Annotated in this window: 19 protein-coding genes and 1 pseudogene; 5 read left to right on the forward strand and 15 right to left on the reverse strand. The window is 44.3% G+C overall.

Annotated features, from left to right (window positions below):
- Window positions 1-276: 276 nt before the first annotated feature.
- Complete coding sequence (locus L3V31_RS07545) at window positions 277-1,155, forward strand: AEC family transporter (protein ID WP_237315478.1); 879 nt, start codon at window positions 277-279, stop codon at window positions 1,153-1,155.
- Window positions 1,156-1,172: 17 nt separating this feature from the next.
- Here the strand turns inward: L3V31_RS07545 and L3V31_RS07550 are convergent, their stop codons facing one another.
- Window positions 1,173-2,168, reverse strand: a complete 996-nt coding sequence (locus tag L3V31_RS07550; protein ID WP_237315479.1) for a LacI family DNA-binding transcriptional regulator — start codon at window positions 2,166-2,168, stop codon at window positions 1,173-1,175.
- 244 nt (window positions 2,169-2,412) lie between these two features.
- Between L3V31_RS07550 and L3V31_RS07555 the strand changes: the two genes are divergently transcribed.
- A complete protein-coding gene (locus L3V31_RS07555; protein WP_237315480.1) occupies window positions 2,413-3,330 on the forward strand; it encodes an aminoimidazole riboside kinase in 918 nt (305 codons plus the stop codon).
- 63 nt (window positions 3,331-3,393) lie between these two features.
- Here the strand turns inward: L3V31_RS07555 and L3V31_RS07560 are convergent, their stop codons facing one another.
- The 13 genes from L3V31_RS07560 to thrS all read right to left on the reverse strand — a co-directional run bounded on the left by L3V31_RS07560 (window position 3,394) and on the right by thrS (window position 19,932).
- Window positions 3,394-5,025: a glycoside hydrolase family 32 protein gene (locus L3V31_RS07560; protein WP_237315481.1), complete on the reverse strand. Its 1,632-nt coding sequence runs from the start codon at window positions 5,023-5,025 to the stop codon at window positions 3,394-3,396.
- Window positions 5,026-5,313: 288 nt separating this feature from the next.
- Entirely contained in the window at window positions 5,314-7,716 is a 2,403-nt protein-coding gene (pheT, locus tag L3V31_RS07565; RefSeq protein ID WP_237315482.1) for a phenylalanine--tRNA ligase subunit beta, read from the reverse strand.
- Between the two features lie 18 nt (window positions 7,717-7,734).
- Window positions 7,735-8,718, reverse strand: a complete 984-nt coding sequence (gene pheS / locus L3V31_RS07570; RefSeq protein ID WP_014231614.1) for a phenylalanine--tRNA ligase subunit alpha — start codon at window positions 8,716-8,718, stop codon at window positions 7,735-7,737.
- A 204-nt stretch (window positions 8,719-8,922) separates the two neighbouring features.
- Window positions 8,923-10,044, reverse strand: coding sequence for a hypothetical protein (locus tag L3V31_RS07575; protein WP_237315789.1), 1,122 nt, complete (start codon window positions 10,042-10,044; stop codon window positions 8,923-8,925).
- Between the two features lie 64 nt (window positions 10,045-10,108).
- Window positions 10,109-10,900, reverse strand: a complete 792-nt coding sequence (locus tag L3V31_RS07580) for an outer membrane lipoprotein-sorting protein (protein WP_237315483.1) — start codon at window positions 10,898-10,900, stop codon at window positions 10,109-10,111.
- A 19-nt stretch (window positions 10,901-10,919) separates the two neighbouring features.
- On the reverse strand, window positions 10,920-13,298 hold the full coding sequence (locus tag L3V31_RS07585) for an MMPL family transporter (RefSeq protein WP_237315484.1): 2,379 nt from the start codon (window positions 13,296-13,298) through the stop codon (window positions 10,920-10,922).
- A gap of 252 nt (window positions 13,299-13,550) precedes the next feature.
- Window positions 13,551-14,339 carry a TetR/AcrR family transcriptional regulator gene (locus tag L3V31_RS07590; protein WP_237315485.1) on the reverse strand — a complete coding sequence of 263 codons (789 nt, stop codon included), beginning with the start codon at window positions 14,337-14,339 and terminating at the stop codon, window positions 13,551-13,553.
- 466 nt (window positions 14,340-14,805) lie between these two features.
- On the reverse strand, window positions 14,806-15,615 hold the full coding sequence (locus tag L3V31_RS07595; RefSeq protein ID WP_237315486.1) for a helix-turn-helix domain-containing protein: 810 nt from the start codon (window positions 15,613-15,615) through the stop codon (window positions 14,806-14,808).
- 485 nt (window positions 15,616-16,100) lie between these two features.
- Entirely contained in the window at window positions 16,101-16,418 is a 318-nt protein-coding gene (locus tag L3V31_RS07600) for a heavy metal-binding domain-containing protein (RefSeq protein ID WP_237315487.1), read from the reverse strand.
- A gap of 322 nt (window positions 16,419-16,740) precedes the next feature.
- Window positions 16,741-17,094, reverse strand: coding sequence for a 50S ribosomal protein L20 (gene rplT, locus L3V31_RS07605; protein ID WP_009841742.1), 354 nt, complete (start codon window positions 17,092-17,094; stop codon window positions 16,741-16,743).
- Between the two features lie 40 nt (window positions 17,095-17,134).
- A complete protein-coding gene (rpmI, locus tag L3V31_RS07610; protein WP_005377932.1) occupies window positions 17,135-17,329 on the reverse strand; it encodes a 50S ribosomal protein L35 in 195 nt (64 codons plus the stop codon).
- 119 nt (window positions 17,330-17,448) lie between these two features.
- Window positions 17,449-18,000 carry a translation initiation factor IF-3 gene (gene infC, locus L3V31_RS07615; protein ID WP_076633413.1) on the reverse strand — a complete coding sequence of 184 codons (552 nt, stop codon included), beginning with the start codon at window positions 17,998-18,000 and terminating at the stop codon, window positions 17,449-17,451.
- A 3-nt stretch (window positions 18,001-18,003) separates the two neighbouring features.
- The gene (thrS, locus tag L3V31_RS07620; protein WP_237315488.1) at window positions 18,004-19,932 is read right to left on the reverse strand and encodes a threonine--tRNA ligase; all 1,929 of its coding nucleotides are present in this window, start codon (window positions 19,930-19,932) and stop codon (window positions 18,004-18,006) included.
- 204 nt (window positions 19,933-20,136) lie between these two features.
- Here thrS and L3V31_RS07625 point away from each other — a divergent pair.
- Window positions 20,137-20,297 (forward strand): annotated as a pseudogene (locus L3V31_RS07625) (DUF3187 family protein); the annotation flags it as partial.
- Window positions 20,298-20,323: 26 nt separating this feature from the next.
- On the opposite strand, the gene L3V31_RS07630 reads toward L3V31_RS07625, so the two are convergent.
- Window positions 20,324-21,067, reverse strand: coding sequence for a sporulation protein (locus L3V31_RS07630; protein WP_237315489.1), 744 nt, complete (start codon window positions 21,065-21,067; stop codon window positions 20,324-20,326).
- A gap of 265 nt (window positions 21,068-21,332) precedes the next feature.
- On the opposite strand from L3V31_RS07630, the gene hutC reads away from it, so the two are divergent.
- Window positions 21,333-22,040 carry a histidine utilization repressor gene (gene hutC, locus L3V31_RS07635; protein WP_237315490.1) on the forward strand — a complete coding sequence of 236 codons (708 nt, stop codon included), beginning with the start codon at window positions 21,333-21,335 and terminating at the stop codon, window positions 22,038-22,040.
- A gap of 127 nt (window positions 22,041-22,167) precedes the next feature.
- Window positions 22,168-23,418 carry an imidazolonepropionase gene (gene hutI, locus L3V31_RS07640; protein WP_237315491.1) on the forward strand — a complete coding sequence of 417 codons (1,251 nt, stop codon included), beginning with the start codon at window positions 22,168-22,170 and terminating at the stop codon, window positions 23,416-23,418.

A 23,418-nucleotide genomic window follows, 5' to 3' on the forward strand; every position in this document is an offset into this window, starting at 1 on the left:
TTTCAGAATAAATAACCATTTAATAAATTTGTTAGGTATAGACCATTTTACAAACACCTGACATAAGACTTGTCGGTATTTCATTGATTTGTAAGTAACTAGGCACATAAACAACCGGACAAGAAGTATGACCACTTACCACCGAATTTACTTTTATAAAGCTTGATTAACTCCAAGATTCTCGCTGTTTTACAATGACTCGCTAATCAAAGGTTGATAGTGTGAACCTAGATTAACGAAATCATCACATTTCTTACCATCAGTTAAAGTACGGTCATGATTAATCAAGTCATCAATATTCTTTTTCCTGTATTTGCTCTTGTCGGCGTCGGCTATTTAGTCGGTCGGCATATTAAGCCAGACTTCCGCTCAATCAATCGAATCAATATTGATGTCTTTACCCCTGCTCTGGTATTTTCTTCTCTTGTTAGCATGCCGCTCGATGCTGAACAAGGTCCTCTTCTTTTTGCTGCCATTGTTGCGGTTATCGTCCCCGGATTGGTCATGATACCGATCTGTAAAGCGACTGGATTAACTTTCAAGGCCTGGGCTCCGCCACACATGTTTCGTAATAGTGGAAACTTGGCTATCCCGCTGTTTACTTATACGTTCGGAGACGTAGCGCTTTCTTCAGCAGTTTTGCTGTTTGTTGTATCTGCTTGTCTACATATTAGTCTAGGGGTGATGTTGCTCAGCAGTGGCAACCCGCTAAAACAGATCACAAAGATGCCAATATTTTTATCGGCTTCACTCGCATTGGGTCTGAACTTATCAGGAATTGGCGCTTGGGCACCGCTCTATGAGGCGACGGCCTTATTAGGTCAGGCCGCAGTACCAGTCATGTTGCTTTCTCTTGGGGCACAAATGTGCAACTTACGATTGGATGGTCTGCGAGTAGGCGTAATATGCACCGTACAATCTCTGACTACAGGAGCGGTTGCTTTTGCTCTTATCTATTGGTTTATTCCGTTACCAACCATGCAATTGCAGATGATGGTACTTTTCACCATGTTACCGCCTGCGGTCATGAACTATTTATTTGCAGAGCGACTCAATATAGAACCAATGAAAGTGGCTTCGATGGTGTTATTTGGCAATTTTTTCAGTGTTTTGACGCTGCCTCTTCTTCTCACTTACACGTTATCGCTCTCTTAGTACATAGAATAACTAGCTCAACGATAGTGTAATTTTGCAGGAAGAATCAGATGCTCTGCTTTACGATCTGGCGAATCGATTAACGCCGCCGCTTGCTCAAATAAGGTTGTAGCAATGAGGTCGCAATCTTGTTCGATAGAGTCAATATGTATTGGTAAGCAATCTAAAATTGGTGAGTTATCGAACGTTGCTATTTTCACATTAGCATTCAATAACTGATGCTCTGACATATAACGTAAAACACCTTCGAGAATCGAATAAGAAGCGACAAATATTCGTGTCGGTATACGCCCAATGTCTTGGTGAATTTCCTGCAACATGGCATATCCAGACTCAGGCTGATAATCCTTATGTTTCACTAACTTTGTATCCGACTCCACGCCAGAGGCCAGTAAAGCTGCCTGATAACCGGAGAACCTATCTTTACTAGGCGAAAGCTCTAATTGCCCGCCCAAATACGCGCACTCTCTAGCTTGTTGGCAAAGTATTTCTACGACCTGTTGCGTTGCGCTAAAAGCATCCGTTTTGATTGTGGTTAACGAGGTAGACTCAAATATGCGGTCAAACAGAATTACCGGGGTCTGTTGCGTGATTTCCAGATAAAATGCGTCGTCAGTCATCGCCGTTGCGACCATTAGTAGATCGACTTGCCTCTCTAACAGGCTCTTAACAGCCGCTTTTTCTTGCTCTGGATTATCTTCAGAAGAGGCAATCAAAAGCTGGTAACCATGACTGCGTGCTAACTTCTCCAATAATTTCGCAGTAGTAGCAAAACCCATATTGGCTAAATCAGGTATCACAAGCCCCAAAGTATAAGTACGGTTAGCCTTTAGAGCACGAGCATACAAGCTTGGCGCATAATTGTGCTCATTGACCACCGCCTGAACTCGTTTTTCCGTTTCTTCATTTATACGATGTTTCTTTGCGTGACCATTGAGGACAAAGCTCACTGTGGATTTAGAGACTCCAGCGAGCTCAGCGATATCTGCTAACTTTAGTTTTTTCTTTTTCACCTTACCCTTCCGTGATGAGTTTCGCTCTGGCTGTTTGGCTTCACCACATCGGAGGTCATCATACCGATGAAAATGCTGAAAACCATCACTTTTAGTATCTGGTGTGCAAAGCAGCATTGCCGTCTCGCGGCCTAGATCACAATCAGCATCATTTTTTCTTCTGAGAAGGTAATTTCCGTTGATAAGCTAAATCGTTTTAGCTAAAAATACTGTCAGCGAAATTAACAGGTTTAAGGTAAGAATTATGAGTACGATTTGGGTGACGGGTGATGCCGTGGTTGATTTGATTCCAGATGCCAACAACACCTATTTGAAATGCCCTGGTGGCGCCCCTGCCAATGTTGCGGTAGCAATTGCTCGTTTGGGTGGCAACACCGCGTTTTTTGGGCGTGTAGGGCTTGATCCGTTAGGGCGTTTTATGAAAGAAACCTTGGCTAAGGAATCGGTGAATACTGATTTTATGCTGCTTGATGAGGCTCAACGGACGTCTACTGTCATTGTTGATCTGGATGATTCTGGTGAGCGTAGCTTTACCTTTATGGTAAAACCCAGTGCCGATCAGTTCTTGCTTCCTACAGACATTCCTTCTTTCACAAAGGGAGACTGGCTGCATGTGTGTTCCATCGCCCTAGCAAACGAGCCAAGCCGCAGCAGTACACTAAAAGCAATGAGAGACGTTAAAGAAGCAGGCGGCTTTGTTAGTTTTGACCCGAACCTTCGAGAAGAGGTGTGGGCAAACCCAGAGCAACTTAAACCTGTGGTTCGTCAGGCAATAGAACTAGCAGATGTGGTTAAGTTTTCAGACGACGAGCTGCTTTTCTTAACCGATACCAACTCTTTAGAAGAAGGCTTAGACGCGATCAAGAATTTCAATAATACGCTCGTCTTGATCACTCAGGGAGCAAAAGGCGCGCTTACCGTATTTGAAGGAGAGCAAGAGTTGATTGCTGGTCAAGCTGTAAAACCTGTCGATACAACGGGAGCTGGTGATGCCTTTGTCGGTGGTTTGCTTGCGAAATTAGCGCAGCAAACTGAATGGGCCAATAAAGAGGTTATTTACGCCGCGGTAACATGGGCGAATGGTTGCGGCGCGTTGGCAACAACGCAAAAAGGCGCAATGACAGCGTTACCAACTCAGGAAGCCCTCATCGCTTACATCTAGACTCAAAAACAAACGACAAATAGACAAATCCCCGCTAGTGCGGGGATTTTTTATAATTGGCTTTTATTGTTGCTGAAATGGCGCTTTCGCAGCTCTGAACCGGTGTAATATAGCATCTGCCGCCCGGCCATTGAGCGATATTCTGGTTGCATCTTGATCGGTAAACACACGTGATGTCATAACCGCAGAGCCGCCGTTTACGAACACTTCAACCGAAGAATTATCGGCAAGAATGCGTAATTCAATACGTTCACTATCGAGCGGTAACTCGCGAATGGTATCTTGTGCGCGATTCAACGTTTGAGAACGGTCCATGATTAAACAGCGATTTCTTTCTTCTGCTCGTAATACGAGCTTCTGCGTCGAGTTCTCAAATAGATTCAGCTCATCGCCCCACTCTAACGTAACCGTTAAATCAAAGGACTTAGTACCAACATTCAGCCCATTTGTATCAAGGTTGATCTCAGAAGAAGATTCAATCAGAGATTCCATCTCCGCAATAGGCCACTGGTATAGCGTACCATCGCGATACGTCAGCTCTCTCATCGCGGTAAGCTGATGCACCCATCCATTGTCGCTGCTTGGCTGGTCAACTTCATCTGGCAAGCCCATCCAGCCACACATCACACGTCTGCCATCTGGCGTTTGTATACTTTGTGGAGCGTAAAAATCAAAGCCGAAGTCTAAATGTTGAAACTCATCCAATTTCAGCCCGTTGCCCTCAACCCAATCTGCTTTCACAATACCGTTGTGATGTGGAATCGTATTGTGTACGGAAAAAGACGGTATGCCTTGCGGTCCAATCACCACAAACATTTGTTCATCCAGAGTAAACAGATCTGGGCACTCCCACATGTATCCAAAATCGCCTAACTCTTCACCATACAGGCCGTTAAATTGCCACTGATATAGATCCTCTGACTGGTAAATGGCAAGTCGTCCCTTGAGTTCTTCCGTTTGTGCGCCCAGCAACATTAACCACTTGTCATTATGGCGAACCACTTTAGGGTCTCGAATGTGAGGGGTGACATGTGGAGGCAACGAATCAATGACAGGACCATATTTGGTAAAATTCACCCCATCACGGGAAGTTGCTAAACATTGGGTCGTTTGACGGTCTCGTTCTTGCCCTATACGCGTGTTGCCCGTGTAGAACAGCATCAACTCTTCACCCTGACTCAGCGCGTGTCCAGAAAATACACCGTGACTGTCACACCAAAGAGAAGGTGTAAGCGCAACTGGCTGCCACTTCCACTGAACTAAATCCTGGCTGGTTAAATGTGCCCAGTATTTGTCTTTATGTTCACAGTTGTATGGATACCACTGATAGAAAAGATGGTATTCACCATTATGGTAAATGAACCCATTTGGGTCGTTGAGCAACCCCTGAGGTGGAGAGATATGCCAAGATGGGCGATATTCGCACTCTACAGGCTCTTGTAAAGCAGAAAAATGTTTAGATTGCTGTGTACAAATAGCCTCTCCCACTTCAAGCAATGCTTCAGTGCTCAACCCCGCTGGACGGGAGAATGTTAACTGAATCTCCCCTTGAACCTCTTCTCGCTTTTCGATCAGAGCAGAGTCCTGAACCAAATCTATATTCCGGACTTCTATCATAAGATCTTTTTCTGTAAGCAGTGTGCGAGAGATATTTTCAATACCTCCACAAAGAGAAAGAATTGGTGTTATGGTCATCAGTTTACCTAAACATTTATAATTGGGAACGTTTGCAAAGTACCATACCCCCTATTAGATTCCTAGTTTGTCAGCACTTTCAAGCACTCATAATTGAGATAGATCTAGTTTTGAAGCGAAGTAGCCCTCTATTCAACTCATTTAAAGCCTACTACTCCACTTTTAAATTGGAACGTTCCCTTAATCTCACATTCGTTTATTTTCAATTCATTGACTTGAAGTATAAAAAAACCCTGCCGAATTGGCAGGGTTTATAAACACTCTAATTAAAGAAGAGTTGCAATACTCTTAATCACGTAGAGTTGCACCAAACTTCTCAGATACGTGAGCAACGATAGCTTCTACCGCACCCGCGATGTCTGCATCTTCAAGCGTGCGCTCAACAGATTGTAGAGTCAGCGCGATTGCAAGGCTCTTCTTACCTTCTTCAACACCTTTACCTACGTAAACGTCGAATAGTTTCGCATCTTTCAGGAACTCACCACCCTGCTCTAGACAAGCATTAACAATGTCACCTGAAGCAATTGCGTCATCTACTACCAAGGCGATATCACGACGGTTTGATGGGAACTTAGAAAGTTGTACTGCTTCTGGAATCACTTTCGAGTTAATTGCAGACCATTCGATTTCGAACACGATAGTACGGCCGTTTAGACCAAACTTGCGCTCAAGCTCTGGGTGAACCGTACCAATAACGCCCACTTCTTTGCCATCTACGATGATTGCCGCAGATTGACCTGGGTGAAGTGCTGGGTGCTTAGTAGCAGCAAAAGAGTACGCTTTTTCGTTAGCAGATAGCTCAAGAATCGCTTCTAGATCACCTTTAAGATCGAAGAAGTCAACCGTGTTGGTTTCGATATCCCAGTGCTCTTCGCCACGAGTACCGGCAATAACACCCGCTAGCATCGGCTCTTGGCGCATGCCGTTTTCTGCAGATTCACATGGAATGAAACGCAAACCGTATTCGAATAGACGAACACGTGGCTGTTGACGCTTCTGGTTGTGAACAACGGTGTTCAACAGACCTTGGATTAGGCCAAGACGCATCGCTGACATGTCTGCTGAAATTGGGTTTGGAAGCACTAGCGGCTCAACACCCGGAACAACCAGTTTTTGTTGCTCAGGCTCTACAAAGCTGTAGGTGATTGCTTCGTGGTAACCACGATCAACGAGAAGATCACGAACGCGTTTTAGTGGTTGATCCGCTTCAACGTGATTGTGCATCTTAAGTGCCGCAACTGGATGCTGGTTAGGAATGTTGTCGTAACCGTAGATACGACCCACTTCTTCAATCAGATCCTGCTCAATAGCGATATCGAAACGCCATGTTGGTGCGATAGCAACCCAACCTGACTCACCGTTTTCAAGAACAGAAGCTTCAACCGTTAGACCAAGACGCTCTAGGATTTCTACAACGTCAGCATCTTCGATGTGGTGACCTAGCAAGCTGTCTAGTTTAGCGCGACGTAGTGCTACTTTGTTCGGCTTAGGTAGCTCAGCCTCAGACTCTACTGAAACAACAGGCGCGACTTCGCCGCCACAGATCTCAACAAGAAGTTGAGTCGCACGCTCCATTGAGCTTACTTGCAGTGCGTAATCTACACCACGCTCAAAGCGCATTGAAGAATCGGTGTGCAGGCCGTAGCTACGAGCGCGACCACGGATGTGGTCAGGTGCAAAGAATGCACACTCAAGTAGCACGTCTTTAGTTTCTGATGTAACACCAGAATCTTCACCACCAAAGATACCAGCGATTGCTAGTGCTTTGTTGTGGTCCGCAACAACTAGAGTGTCTGCGTTTAGTTCTGCTTCGCTACCGTCAAGAAGTGTTAGCTTCTCACCTTGCTCAGCCAGACGAACAACGATGCCGCCTTCGATCTTCGCTAGGTCGAACGCGTGCATTGGTTGGCCTTGCTCTAGCAGCACATAGTTTGTGATGTCTACTACAGGGTCAATAGAGCGGATACCACAACGACGCAGTTTCTCTTGCATCCAAAGTGGCGTTTCCGCTTGAACGTTTACGTTTTTAACCACACGGCCCATGTAACGTGGACACGCTGCTGGAGCTTTTACGTCGATAGATACTGTATCTTCAATAGAAGCAGCAACGGCTTCTACTGCTGGCTCAGTGACGTCAGCACGGTTAAGTACGCCTACTTCACGAGCCATACCGCGGATACTGAAACAGTCAGCACGGTTTGCTGTTAGATCTACGTCTACTGTTACGTCGTTTAGGCCTAGGAATTCACGGAAATCAGTACCGATAACTGCGTCTTCTGCTAGTTCCATGATGCCATCTGATTCTACGTCGATGCCTAGTTCAGTGAATGAACAAAGCATGCCGTGAGATGGCTGACCACGTAGTTTTGCTTTCTTGATTTTGAAATCACCAGGAAGCACTGCACCTACCGTTGCAACCGCAACTTTTAGGCCTTGGCGACAGTTAGGCGCACCACAAACGATGTCCAGAAGTACTTCTTCGCCTACATCGATTTTAGTTACGCGTAGTTTGTCTGCGTCAGGATGCTGACCACATTCCACAACGTGACCGACTTTAACGCCAGTAAATGAACCCGCTACAGGAAGAACATCGTCTACCTCAAGGCCGGCCATTGTAATTTGGTGAGTTAGCTCGTCAGTAGTAACCGCAGGGTTTACCCACTCACGAAGCCATGATTCGCTGAATTTCATGTTAATGAACCCTCTGGATTACTTGAACTGTTTTAGGAAACGAAGATCGTTCTCGAAGAACGCACGGAGGTCGTTCACGCCGTAACGAAGCATTGTCAGACGTTCAACACCCATACCGAATGCGAAACCAGAGTATTTTTCAGGATCGATGCCTACGCTACGTAGTACGTTCGGGTGAACCATACCGCAGCCTAGTACTTCTAGCCATTTACCGTTTTTACCTTTCACATCTACTTCTGCTGAAGGCTCAGTAAATGGGAAGTAAGATGGACGGAAACGTACTTCCACTTCCTCTTCGAAGAAGTTACATAGGAAATCGTGCAGAATGCCTTTCAGCTGAGCAAAGTTTACGTTCTCATCAACCAGCATACCTTCCACTTGGTGGAACATTGGCGTGTGCGTTTGGTCGTAGTCGTTACGGTATACACGGCCCGGTGCGATGAAACGGAATGGTGGTTTGCCATTTTCCATCGTACGGATCTGTACGCCTGACGTATGAGTACGAAGCATCAAATCTGGGTTGAAGAAGAAAGTATCGTGATCAGTACGCGCTGGGTGATCAGCGGCAATGTTTAGCGCATCAAAGTTGTGGAAAGCATCTTCGATTTCTGGACCAGACTCAGTGTTAAAGCCAAGTTCGCCAAAGAACTTCTCAATACGCTCAACGGTACGAGTAACTGGGTGTAAACCGCCGTTTTCAATGCGACGACCCGGTAGAGTTACGTCGATAGTTTCAGCGGCTAGTTTCGCTTCAAGCTCTGCACGTTGTAGTGCGTCTTTACGAGCTGCGATAGCTTGCTGAACAGCACCTTTCGCTTTGTTGATCTCTTGACCAGCTTCACGGCGCTCTTCCGGTGGTAGTTTGCCTAGGCTTTGAAGCTGAGCAGTTAGCTCACCTTTCTTACCTAGATACTGAACACGCACTTCATCAAGTGCGACTAGCGATTCGGCAGCTTCAATTGCAGTGCTTGCGCTAGCAATAATCTCTTCTAGATGTTGCATCGTTTCCTCATCTACCTATTGGTAGTATCCATAAGGGAGTGATTGGTTTTTTGATAGCTGTACATAGTAGCCAAACCGGGCACCAATGCCAAATTGAATTACGAAAAGAAGAGGTTATTGAATAAAAAGAGCACAAAAACGTCAAAAATGTCATCTTTCGTTAATCTGCCGTTAAGTTGTGCCCTTTTTTATTCGCTATTTGTTTTAGAAATAATACTGGATGGACAACTCGATAAAATCATCATCTCGGGCGAAATAGAGCAAATCTTTCGGTGTTTCATTTTTGAATAGCCAAGCGTCAATTTGCCACTTGAAGTGATTCGATATTCGGCTAGACGCTTCTAACTTGGCATTGTAAACATCGGAGTTGTCTAAATCTTTGGTGATCCCCGTCAACACTTCCGTTCCATCCTCGTCATTAAGCGCCCATCGGATCCCTGCAAACACGTCATTTTGACCGATAGTTTGTGCGTTATTCCCACGACTGTCATAGAGGTACTCACCAATCACCCCTACATCCCAAACCGTGTCAAATGCACCAATGAATGTGTACTCAAACCCCGTAACAAGACCAACATGATTATCCGCACTATCTCGATAAATACTTTCCAGCTTCCACAACCAATCGCCAACAATACCTTGTACATCTAAACCGACATGGCTCATCAGAGCGTAATAGGGCTTTAACTCACCATATTCAAAGCGAAAGTAAGGATCTCGATTTGTCCCATACAAATAACTCAGTCCAACGTCCCAATCGCCAAGCATTTTTGAGTACCGAAAAGCCACATCAAAATGCTTTTCTTCTCTGCTTGATTCATAGATAGCATCATCAGAGACAACGGGGTCGGTTCGTAACCGACCGTCAATACCCGCAAATGTGCGTTCCCTAAAATAAGGTAATAACATTGCGTGGACGGTGCCCCAGTCTTTGAGTGAGGTGAAATGTACCATTGGCTGGCCCAGTTTATCTTCACCATCAACGGCTTCAATGGCGTCCGTCTGGTTTACCACATCGACTAAATGGGCTGACTCCGTGACTCCCCAAAATACTTTGCTGATACCAACTCGAAGTTCATAATCATCCCAGTAAGTCAGATAAAGCGCCTCTCTTATGTCTCCATGACTTCGCTCGTTATCTAGACTGTCCAAACGGTAGAAAGGCGTGAAAGTAAAGCTCGCGTCACCATTTTGCATTTCCCAGTAAAATTCTGGCTGCAAAACCAACGATGTCTGCGCTTTGTTCTGACCTTGTGAACCTTGCTCAAAAAACTGACGATGCTCAATATTGACTTGTCCTGCAAGCTCAACAGCGGCAAGAGGCATCGAGTAAAGAGAGGTTGCTGCGCTAAGCAACAACCCAACATTTGATCGCTTCATTTCTCCTCCACTACCTCACTCGCTTTAACACGTTCTTATGAAAATCATTGTCTTCGAGGCCGGTGCTAAAGCTCATTTTACTTGTCGTAAGCTCAGTACTTTTGCCCGTTTGATGGTTTGTCATTGCCATGGTATGCGCTCGCCAATATTGGTTGAGGTACTGTTTGTAATCTGAGAAAGAAAGCGTTTTTAGCAACGAGCCTTTGCGATCGTAAAACTCAATTTTCTGTGGACGATAATGCGCTTTATCTAACCACACCGTTTGCTTGGTATAACCTGAGTTCTTATCGGTCGGGATTTGTTCTACGACGAAAGCATCTTGACCGTTTATCGTGTCGTCTTTGAGGTAATTGAAACGATACTTTTCGATCTCAAAGGAACTGAGATCCTCATACGCAAATTCACTGCCCATAAAAGGACCTGACTTGTTGCGAGAGGAAATACGTTTCACACGTTTTAGTGCCGGAAGGTAAAGCCATTGATCATCGGCACCCACAGTATGAGAGTGGTTAAGAAACGCTGTACCTTTTACATCTCTCGGCTCATCAAATATCGTGAGCCCTTTGTCACCATCTCCCTCAACTTCAAGCGATTGCAAGCGCATTGATCGTGTACTGCTTTCTCCTTGTGCGTTACGCAGAATCATTTGCATGGTGGCAACGGAATCCCCCCATCCTTCATCACGGGCTTTGCGCTCTTGAGCAATTTCCAGTCCCTTTGCTTCATCTGCGAACACCGCTGGACTCATGAAGAGCGAGACCGATAGTGCTGATACTTGTAAGACATTGTTTAGTAAATTCATGGTTCAATCCTTTGATTCGTTATGACTGAGTAACGTTAATAGTTTGAGAGTCATTTGATTTCAGCTTGTTACGACGATCCACTTCGTCATAGACGCCTTTATCAAACAACATCAGCAGAGTCGGCAGGAATATAAAATCCACCACTAGTGCAATAAAGATGACGATGGCACTCAACTGCCCCATATCCGCATTTAAACGGAAGCTCGACATCGCCAAAACAGAGAAGCCAGCAACAAGCACGACAGTAGTAATCCAAAGTGCGCGCCCCACGGTACGAAACGCGTAGCGAACCGCTTGCTCAGCGCTATGACCATCTTTCCGGGCGTATTGGTATTTAGAAAGAAAATGAACAGCATCATCGACCACTACGCCAAGCGTCAATGTCACTACCACCGACAGCCCCAAATTAATTTCACCGGACACCAACGCCCAGATACCAAAACCAATAAGCGCAGGAGCGATGTTCGGAACCAGACTGATTAACCCGAGCTTGAATGAGCGAAGAGCAAAGATCAGCAAGGCCGAAATTAAAACGAGAGTTATCGGCAAGGTCGACAACATACTGGCCATATTGGTTTCGCCAATATGCGCAAACATCAGTGAAGGACTGGAAGCAACAACATCATACTGAGGCGCGTTTTCGTTAAACCACTGGTAAATACGATTTTCCAAATCAACAAGCTCGACGCTGCCCAAGTTCTCTAACGTAAGAACCATCTTGATCGACGATTTATCAACATTGATTTGGTTGTTCAAATCTAAGCCGTACGGCAATGACATTTCATAAAGCAGCAGATATTGAGCAGCCAGCTCTCTGTCTTGAGGGAGCGAGTAATAAGCCTCATTATCCCCGTGCATATTCTTGTTTAGGCGTTTATAAACATCGCTCAAGGTCGCGACATGATCCGTTTCTGGCTGCACCCTCAGCCAATCAGTAAATTTACCCACGGTATTAAGGAAATTAGGAGCCGCAATGCCCTGCGATTCGTTAGTTTTGATCGCGATACTGATGTTCGCCATACCACTGATTCGCTCTTCCATAAAATCAGCTGCTCGACGAAATTCATTGCTATGACCAAAGTATTCGACGGATTCATCGTTGACTTTGTTAAGTGGAATCAAACTCGCGCTCACGACAATGACAAGCACTGACAAAGGCAATAACGCATGTCGTTTTGACACCACGAAATCGCCTAAATGATCCATAAAGTGTTTTCTTTCATCAGAAGCGCCCGACTTTACCTTAACAGGAAGAATGTTAAGTAACGCTGGGAGCAACGTAACGGAGAGGAAACACGCAATCATGACACCAAGGGCTGACAAGTTGCCGAAATCTCTCAGGATTGGAGAATCCGACATATTCATCATTAAAAAGCCGATTGCTGTAGTAATGGAAGTAATCAGGATTGGCATGAAATTGAGCGCGATACTTCGCTCAATAGAATGGGCTTTACTAAAGCCGTTTTGCATTGACTGACGCATTGTCGCAATGATATGCACACAGTCGGCGACGGCAAGCGTCATAACCAAGGTTGGTACATTAACCGTCGCAGTGCTAAGGAACATACCAGCCCATCCGGATAAGCCCATCGTCACCATGACCGAGCCGATAATAACGATGAGTGTCGCGATAACGCTAAGAAATGAGCGCAACATGAGAGTTAGGAAAACCAATATCACTAGCAACATGGTAGGAACTAATGTCGCGCTATCATCTTGAGCTGCGGTCATAAACGCGTAGTTCATTGCAATAATACCAGCCTTGTGGAACTCAGTATCTGGGTACACTTGCTGATAACGCTCAATCATTCCGTTTATGTAGGCAACCACTTCTTGTACTTCAGCGGTTTTATCTACCTCGGGGAGTTGGACCGTAATATTCACGACCGTGACATCTCCCTTTTCGGAAATCAGCGAGCTTTTCAAAACTGGCTCACTCAACGCAATACTTTTAACTTTCTCTATTCGCTGAGGCGTTAACTCATATTCGCTATACAGTAAATCTTCGACGAGAAGATCATCTTCAAACGCTTCGGTATGCTGGTAGTTTGCAAGGGAGTCGACACGGGTAGAATATGGGACTTGCCACGCTTCGTCGGTAACCTGCTGAATGAGTGATAAGGTGTTGGGAGTAAAAACAGTGCCACTTTTTGGGGCTATCACCAAAGCAAGACTGTCAGATTTTGCAAATGTGGTCTGAATTTCATCAAACGCGAGTAACTGCTCATTCGTCCCATCAAAGAAGATGTCATAGTCTCCTCTAAAATAAAGATTTTTTCCTCCAACCGTTGCTATAACAATCAATAAAACGGTAGCAAGCACAACCAATACACTATAATTAGTTGGTAGCTTACCCCAGCCTGTTCGGGCGTGTTGTTGAACTTTGTGATGTGGCATCACACTCTCCTTTTGTGACGTTTCGTCAAATTTAAAAACTAAAAAAACAGCGAATGCTGTATTCCCCAGATAACTTCAAGATGTAGGTCTCAAATCAAAATTATTTGGGTCTATAAGTTAGTCTTTGAGTAACTTTCTTTACTTCTCTTGAACGGAGAATTGAGCACCCGAGTTTCAAGAAGTTTTTGACGATTCGTCACAATAGTGTAATAAAAAAGCCAACTACAATATTAGATTGGCTTCTCTAGCCTATTAGCGATTCACTGACTCTAAATAAGCAAGTTCCTCGCTGAACAATTCCTGTTCTACTCGACGCCACGTTTTGCGGTAGTCCCACTCTGTAGATAAGGGTAACCATCCTAAACCATCAAGTAACATATTCGCGTTGTGCAGTACTGAGAATGGGTCTTGAATTCGCTGAATACACCGACTGTTCGATGCATTTTGTGCAAGAGCGTTTGAACCGAAGGCGATAGACCAGTTCGCAAACACGATGGCATCAGAACCAATAGCGGGAGAAAATTTAAGGTCTCCGCACTCGACGGCACTATTCACCAACGTATCCGCGCCATCTATCACTTCTTCTTCTAAGTTGTTCAATTCGTTCACACGCTTAGGCGAAGCTTTCTCCAGAACCCAAGGCGTCTTTGCAACAATCGCACAGGTAGAAAGTACTGGCTCCATACGAGCGTAAATACGATAACCTACATGCATAGCAATGATTTTTTCTCTTGTATTGCCATTGAATTTGGCGGTACGTTCAAAAAATATTGCCTCACTTTTCAACGAATGAATACAAAGCGCAAGAATCACATCTTCTTTGCTGCAAAAATGATTGTAGATCGTCCCCTTCGAATAAGGGCTTGCGGCTGTTAGCTTGTCCATCGTTAAGTTGGCAAAGCCCTGTTCTTGAACCAGAGACTTAGCCAGTTGAGTAAGCTCTATTTCACGATCAGCAATCGCCTGTTGCTTTTTAGTTAGCCCAGAAGACACACGACATCCGCCTTGCTTGCTATCCTTTTTACAGCGAAAGTTAAACATAATCCTTTGATCCGTATACCAACACACTCCCGTTAATTGTAACACGATTCTTTAATACAGGAACGCCACCAATTTTGACGAACCGTCATAAATGACACTTCGTCATAATAGACCAAAAAACAAACATTACAAGTATGAATTTATAGTCAGGCAAACAATAGCCGTTAGTTATGTATTTATCAGTTTTGTATACAGAAGGAGAGACTAGAGCGAGGATACAGGAAAAAATAACGAAAAAACCAGCACGTTCAACAAATTGAAAAGCTGGTAATGTTTGACTGATGTTATTCGAAAAAGCCCAAAGCATTCAAAACTTGAATCAAAAGCAGCAACTCATAGACGATCGACTTACAAAGTAGGTTCTGACTTAGACTTGTCTTTTACCACTACGTTTCAGAGATTAGAATTGCAAGCCTCTAAAATATAAAAGGGAAAGTGATTAGTTTTAAGTAAAAAGCTGTATGTTCTATATGGATAGGCTTGGTTTATCACCAGCAGACGCAATGGCGTAACGAATATCATCAATAAAGTGAGCATTTGTCTCAATAATTCCATCTGAGAATGTCACTGGCTGATGCGGACCAGCTAGCACGATTATGTTTGTAAAATCTGAGACGTTATAGTTCTCGGCAACAACATTCTTAGAGTGGAAATCAAGCACGGTATTGGCGATGAGCTCTTCAAGCTGTAAAAGCTGCTCTTCTGTAATCTTCATCCTTGCCAAAGCAACACGAACACAGTTCTTAGACGCAATGGCCTGCTCTTTAATTATTTCTGTGTATTTATCGTTAAGCTTTGAATTTTCAGCATAGCTGTAGTAAAGCGGCCCATGCAGCGTAATGTTATTCTTTTCATCGACATAGACAAGATCCAACAGCTCTAGAGCTTTGAGATAATCGGACATACTCTGCTTAGAGAGCTCATACTTTTTCTTTAGAATTGAGTAGCCATCTTTTCCGCGAAGCATCCTTAACTCACGATAAAAATCATAAAGGTGTGGATACTGGAAAAACACTTCATCCTGGGTGCGGCTAAAGTAGTCTTCATCTTCACCTTGCAGCTGGTCAGCTAACTTTTGCAGTTCATCCAACGTACAATCGATAGCGCGGCAATATTCGAGTAACTTATCTAAAGCAAGGTTTGTACTGGTTAAATGTCTTTTAAAAGTGGACAACGGCATGCCCATTTTTTCAGATAGCTCTCGATATGTTAGCCCTTTTGTTTTAATCGCTTGTCTTAAAGCAGCTAGCAAATACTCGGGAGTCAAATCTCTCATCTACGATTCCTTTTGGCAAAGTTACAGCTGTACAGAATTTGTAACAACTTAGAACCACTCAGCTAATTATTAGTTCATATTTTTATCATAAAAACATGAATTAATATACCGCCCTAGCATTCGCATGACAAATAGGACACTGAAAAATGCTGTTGCTTTCATTATGCCCATCAAATCTTATTGATAATAAAAACAAGTAAATTCAGCGTTTATTGAAATACTTACGACATGAACATCAAAAACCTCAGTATTTTACACCAAAGAAATTGCACCATTTCAGAATGTTGCACTTTACCAACCAAAAACAATAAGTGAATAAATACTCACACTACGCGCAGTAAAATACAATTTATCAAAAAGGAAAACTTACTACAGCCCTAGCCCTTCGCGACAGCCTGTAAGTTCATGACGACATTCCACAAACGAATGGGACCAATCGTCCCTTACAAGACCTAAGTTTCCAGCGGAATAAAGCCAACTCGTTTTTATTCCGAGAGCTTCACCGCTGTTCCAAACGACAGAATTTCAGAAGAACCATCCACAATTGAACTGGTGGTAAACCGGATTCCAACGATAGCATCGGCACCTTTTATTTCAGCCTCCTCTATCATGCGCTGGATAGCGATATTACGAGCTTCGGTCATCATTTCGGTATAACCTCGAATTTCGCCACCAACAATACTCTTGATTCCAGCCATGATGTCTCTGCCAATGTGTTTCGACTGAACCACACTCCCCATCACAATACCCTTAATTTCTAAGATCTCTCGCCCTGGAACCGTTTCTGTTGTTGTATAAATCATGATTTACCTCGATATAGTGGAATAGTTGCGTGATTCATTGAGTCAAAGCATAGCTGAGTAAGCATCTGCAATAAGTTAACAAACCATAGCGCATCTTTCGGCGGTTTTAACCACAAAGATGATTAGTTAGATAGTTTCTAAAATGGGGATAACCAATAGAAATGTTAGGCTGAAGTAAGCGCGTTGCTTCTGATTATATTTGGATGAGTAGAGGTAGGAACAGAGAAACAGAGAAACAGAGAAACAGAGAAACAGAGAAGGATTGTAGAGGCAATAAAAAAGGAGAGCGAATGCTCTCCTTTTCTTAAACCTAAACTGCTAATTAAAGAGCAGCTTTCGCTTTTTCAACTAGAACTGCGAATGCAGATTTGTCGAATACTGCGATGTCCGCAAGGATCTTACGGTCGATCTCGATAGATGCTTTCTTAAGACCGTTGATGAAACGGCTGTAAGATAGACCATTTTGACGAGATGCCGCATTGATACGTGCAATCCAAAGTTGACGGAATTGACGTTTCTTAGCGCGACGGTCACGGTAAGCGTATTGACCAGCTTTAGTAACTGCTTGGAAAGCTACGCGGTAAACACGTGAACGCGCACCGTAGTAACCTTTAGCTTGTTTTAGAACTTTCTTATGACGTGCACGAGCTTGTACACCACGTTTTACGCGAGGCATTATGCTTCTCCTAAACTAAACGATTGATAACTATAAAGAATTAAGCGTATGGCAACATACGGATTACTGCAGCCACTTCACATTTAGGAAGGATTGCATTTGGACGTAGTTGACGCTTGTTCTTAGTAGTACGCTTAGTCAGGATGTGACGTTTTGTAGCGTGCTTGTACTTAATACCACCAGCAGTTTTCTTGAAACGCTTAGCAGCACCTTTGTTGGTTTTCATCTTAGGCATGATGAATAACTCCGCATTGTAGTAGTTTAATAACAATGTAATTAGGGCGAACAAAACCCAACCGCTTACCTTCTATTAAAAGGAGTCGGCTAGGTTTTAATTACTTTATGAGCCGTTAATTACTTCTTTTTAGGGGCTAGCACCATGATCATCTGACGACCTTCAATACGGCTAGGGAAAGATTCTACTACAGCTAGTTCTGCAGTATCTTCTTTCAAGCGGTTTAGAACGTCGACACCGATGTCTTGGTGTGCCATCTCACGGCCACGGAAGCGAATTGTTACCTTCACTTTGTTGCCTTCTTCTAGGAAACGCACCAGGTTGCGTAGTTTTACCTGGTAGTCTCCAATATCAGTTCCAGGTCGGAATTTTACTTCCTTGATCTGAATCTGCTTTTGCTTCTTCTTCTGCTCTTTCGCAGCCTTGCTCTTTTCAAAGAGGAATTTACCGTAGTCCATCACACGACAAACTGGCGGCTCAGCGTTAGGACTAATCTCAACAAGATCCATACCTGCTTCTTCAGCAGCAGCAATCGCTTCTTGGATCGATACAACACCAACTGATTCACCGTCAGCGCCTGTTAGTCGAACTTCACGAACGCCACGAATTTCACCGTTTAAACGGTGTGGGTTTTGTTTTACCGGCTGTTGGCCGCGTCTTCCGCCTTTAATAGCTTATTCCTCCAGATTGAGCTTACGGCTTGAAATCTCGTCTTGGATGTAAGAGATAAAATCATCCACCTTAAATTTACCGAGATCTTTACCTTTACGAGTACGTACTGCAATTTCACCAGCTTCCATTTCTTGGTCACCGACAACAAGCATATACGGTACACGCTTTAAAGTGTGTTCGCGGATTTTAAAGCCAATCTTCTCATTTCTCAAGTCCGCTTTAGCTCTAATTCCACTTTTTTGTAATTTTTGTACTACTTCTTGAACATAATCTGACTGTTTATCAGTAATATTCATAAGAACAGCTTGTTCTGGTGCCAACCAAGTTGGGAAGAAACCAGCGTATTCTTCGATAAGGATACCGATGAAACGTTCTAGTGAACCTAGAATTGCACGGTGAATCATTACCGGAACAAGACGTTCGTTGTTTTCACCTACATAAGTTGCACCTAAGCGACCTGGTAGGTTGAAGTCTAACTGAACAGTACCACATTGCCATGCACGGTCTAGACAGTCGTATAGCGTGAATTCAATCTTAGGACCGTAGAATGCACCCTCGCCTTCTTGAATCTCGTATGGAATTTCCATTGATTCTAGAGACAGTTTCAATGCTTCTTCAGATTGATCCCAGATTTCATCCGAACCTACACGCTTTTCTGGACGAGTAGACAGCTTCACGACAATGTTGTCGAAACCAAATGTTTGGTACGTATCATACACCATTTTTATACAGCTGGTGACTTCTTCTTGGATTTGGCTCTCAGTACAGAAAATGTGAGCATCATCCTGAGTAAAGCCACGTACACGCATAATACCGTGTAGTGCACCTGATGGTTCGTTACGGTGACATGAGCCGAACTCTGCCATACGTAGCGGTAGATCACGGTACGATTTTAGACCTTGGTTAAAGATCTGCACGTGACCTGGGCAGTTCATAGGCTTAATTGCGTATTCACGGTTCTCAGAAGAAGTCGTGAACATTGCATCTGCGTATTTGTCCCAGTGACCAGAGCGTTCCCAAAGAACACGGTCCATCATTAAAGGACCTTTCACTTCTTGGTAATCGTACTCTGTCAGTTTATCACGAACAAACACTTCTAGATCACGGAAGATAGACCAACCATTGTGATGCCAGAACACCATACCCGGTGCTTCTTGCTGCATGTGGAATAGGTCTAGTTGCTTACCGATCTTACGGTGGTCACGCTTCGCCGCTTCTTCAAGGCGAGTCAGGTGAGCTTTTAGCGCTTTCTTATCGTGGAAAGCGGTACCGTAGATACGCTGAAGCATTTTGTTGTCGCTGTTACCACGCCAGTAAGCACCTGCAACATTCAATAGCGTGAAATGTTGACAGAAGCCCATGTTAGGAACGTGAGGGCCACGACACATATCGATGTATTCTTCATGGTGGTAAAGGCCTGGACGATCGTCACGAGAAACGTTTTCGTCTAGGATTTCCACTTTGTATGGTTCGCCACGTGATTCAAAGGTATCACGCGCTTCCTGCCAGCTTACTTTTTTCTTAACAACTTCGTACTTGGTTTTCGCTAGCTCTTTCATACGCTTTTCAATCTTTTCAAGATCTTCTTGCGTTAGAGACTCGTCTAAGTCGATGTCGTAGTAGAAGCCGCTGTCGATGGTTGGACCGATCGCCATTTTAGCTTGTGGGTAAAGCTGTTTCAGAGCGTGACCAAGGAGGTGAGCGCATGAGTGACGAACGATTTCCAGACCGTCTACTTCATCTTTTGCTGTGATGATTTCAAGGCTTGCGTCTTCTTCAATTAGATCACACGCGTCAACACGATTACCGTTAACACGACCAGCGATAGTTGCTTTAGCAAGACCAGGACCGATCGATTGCGCAACTTCCATAGTAGATACAGGGTTATCAAATTGACGCTGACTGCCGTCAGGAAGAGTAATAATAGGCATGCTATGTCCTTACAGTGGTGTTGCATACCAAGCAACACATGTTATTCAAATTAGAAGCTATTTGTTGGTAAATAGTTGAGAGTCGATGAAGGTCTCTCGGTAACACGAATACCGGACCATTATCGGAACGGCAGATTGTACCTAGCTCACAATTAGAATGCAAAGAGCGATTTACTTTGTCATTTAATCTTCACCCATGATCCAACGGTGGGACCATAAGACTTCTCTCATGAGGGGAACGAAATTGTGCTGGGATGTCATTATCTAATAGACAGTTCAGCCATTGAGGTACTAGCGAGGGTAACGCGAGGAACATGGATAACAATACCGATATCGCATTTCTGTTTGGATATCGGTACTTTTTCTTACCTGGTAAAGACAGCGAGGTAATTTATAAGCTTAAAATCGGCGCAAGTGCTGCCGCGACTTGTGTATCTGTTGCGTTGACTGGCAGAGTAAACGAACGATACTGATCGTCAGACAAGTTCAGTGAACGATCGATTTCAGCTAAACAGTGGATGACTTGCCCTTCTAGAATGAAGGAAAGTTCAATTTCTTTCGAAGAGATGAAACCGTTATTACGAAATTCCAGTTCCTGATAGATACCAGAGCGTGACGAGAAAGAACCACCGCGCAAGAAGCCTTTTTCAACGTCAGCTTTTGCCATTGTAAATCCGGCTTGTTCAATCGACTGAATGACGCGTGACACCACCGGTAACGGCTTAACTTCAATATAGTCACGGTCACGTGGGTCCATGGCGAAATCAATGTCTAACGTGGTTTCTAACCAAACGTGACACTGATTTTTTAATGCGTTGACCAATGTGATTGGAGCTTCATCATGTAACTTCAATTGAAATGGTACTTGCTTCTCTTCATTGGCTTGAATCACAAAGGGCTCAACGGCTTTTAACTGATCAAGCGTAAAAGTCTCGTATCTGACGCTATCATCCACCTCTACCTTCATTTCCGTATTGAGTTTTATCGTGATTGCGTCTATCCGCTGTTCTACATCGCCACCAATAATGTGTACGTACCCTGTAAGCATTGCACCTTGGTAAACACTCATCTCATCCAAGATGGTATCCACTTTTGCCGAACCAATACCTAATGATGCTTTTAACTTTTTAAACATTTCTTCCCTTACGTCTCTATCGTTTTTATTGTGATTGTGACCTGTTTACACAAATGCTTCGCGCGCTTCAAGTCATAGACATCGAGAATCCGGGCTATTTCCCTTATCGATGAAAAATAGCCTCACTGGCTCCCACATCAGACATCAAAGTAGCTCACGCAGTACTGTGACTAAACCAGCCGTACTGATACCAGTTTGAGAGAACTATTTGCTATTTTCACTTAAATTAAGCAGTATTTGTATAGTCAATTAAAAGGAAATCATTATGTCTGCGCCACTCTACATGCAAATCAAGCAATTTATCCTCGATAAAATTGAGTCAGGAGAGTGGATGACCGGACAACGCATCGCAACCGAATTCGAGTTAACCGAACAATTTGATGTCAGTAGGATGACCGTGAACAAAGCAATTCGAGATCTCGTGAACGAAGGCAGACTTCAACGTCGCCCGAGACTTGGCACATTTGTCTGTGATCCGGTTGAGAAATCAGAGTCACCACTGTTAGACATTCGCAATATTGCTCAGGAAGTCAGTGAGCGCGGCCGTCAATATCGCAGCAAGGTGCTGAAACAGATCGCGATCAAAGCCGATGCGACAATCGCGACAAAACTTGGGGTGATGCTTGGAACCACCGTATTCTACAGTGAAATTATCCACTATGAAGACAGCACGCCAATCCAGTTAGAACTGCGCTGGGTCAATAGCCAATATGCGCCAAGTTACTTGGACCAAGACTTCACTCATATCACGCCAAACCAGTTTTTGTCCGACAACTGCCCCCTCAGTGCCATCGAGCATACCGTTGAAGCTATTGTTCCTGATAGCCGCATAAAGCTTGATCTAAAAATGCAAGCTAACGAGCCTTGCCTGCTGCTAAATCGCAGAACGTGGAGCCAAGATAAATTGGTCAGTACCGCCTTGCTCTACCATCCAGGAAACAAATACAAACTGAGTTCAAAAGTGCTGATTTGAACCAGTGGGAATAACAATCCCCCTACTCTTCGATCACACCTTTACAACATCAATCTTGTCATCGATACTTTCTTGTTATACATATTTGTATATACATTTAATACTACAAACTAAATAGGATACAGAAATGGACTTGCTGATTGAAAATGCGCGTCTGGTCACTATGACGCAAGGGGAAGCAGGATATCTGCCTACATCACCTGCGCGTGTCGGGATTCAATCGGGGAAAATCGTCGCCATCAGTACTCGTGCACATGGTGAAGACGACCCTCAAGTCGAGTCGCAGCTAGATCCTCAGCACTACCCTCAAAGTCTCGACCTACAAGGCAAATTGATGATGCCGGGCTTGATTGATTGCCATACTCACCTCGTTTATGCCGGCAATCGTGCCAATGAATTCGAGATGCGTTTAAACGGTGTGCCGTATCAAGAGATCGCACAACAAGGCGGTGGTATTCTCTCAACAGTAAAAGCAACAAGAGCGGCAACCGAGGCGCAACTCGTCGAACTCGCACTGCCTCGTTTAGACGGGCTGCTAGCTAGTGGCGTGACTTCAGTGGAAGTGAAATCAGGCTATGGGCTGACGCTCAATGACGAGCTCAAAATGCTACGTGCCGCAAAAGCACTAGAGCAAGAACGAAAGGTGAAGGTAACTACAACGTTACTAGCCGCACACGCATTACCTCCGGAGTTTGCAGGCCGCGCTGATGACTATATTGAACATATTTGTCAGGACATCATCCCTCTGGTCGCAGAAGAAAAGCTCGCCACCAGCGTTGATGTTTTTTGTGAATCTATCGGCTTCAACTTAGCGCAGACAGAAAAAGTGTTTGCCACTGCAAAACAATACGGTTTAAAAGTAAAAGGCCACACAGAACAACTCTCTAACCTGGGTGGTACCGCGCTTACGGCACAATACAACGGTCTCTCTGCCGATCATATTGAATTCCTCGATGAAGAAGGCGTTATCGCGCTTTCCAAATCAAACACAGTCGCAACCTTACTGCCAGGCGCGTTTTACTTTTTGCGTGAGACGCAACTACCACCAATCGAGTTACTGAGAAAACATCAGGTACCGATGGCGATCGCAACCGACGTTAATCCAGGCACATCGCCATTTTCCGACATGACCCTGATGATGAATATGGCGTGCACCCTATTCCGTCTGACACCACAAGAGGCACTACGAGGCGCAACCCAACATGCGGCAAAAGCATTGGGCTACGAAGGCGATCGAGGAGCGATAAAAGTTGGCTTTGATGCCGATTTCTCTATTTGGGATATCGACCATCCGGCAGATCTGAGTTATCAAGTCGGTGCAAAACGTCTGGTAGGTCGTATAGTAAATGGTGAGTACATTGCACATGGAGGCCTTTAA

The organism is Vibrio sp. J1-1 (assembly GCF_021728395.1).
GTDB lineage: Bacteria > Pseudomonadota > Gammaproteobacteria > Enterobacterales > Vibrionaceae > Vibrio.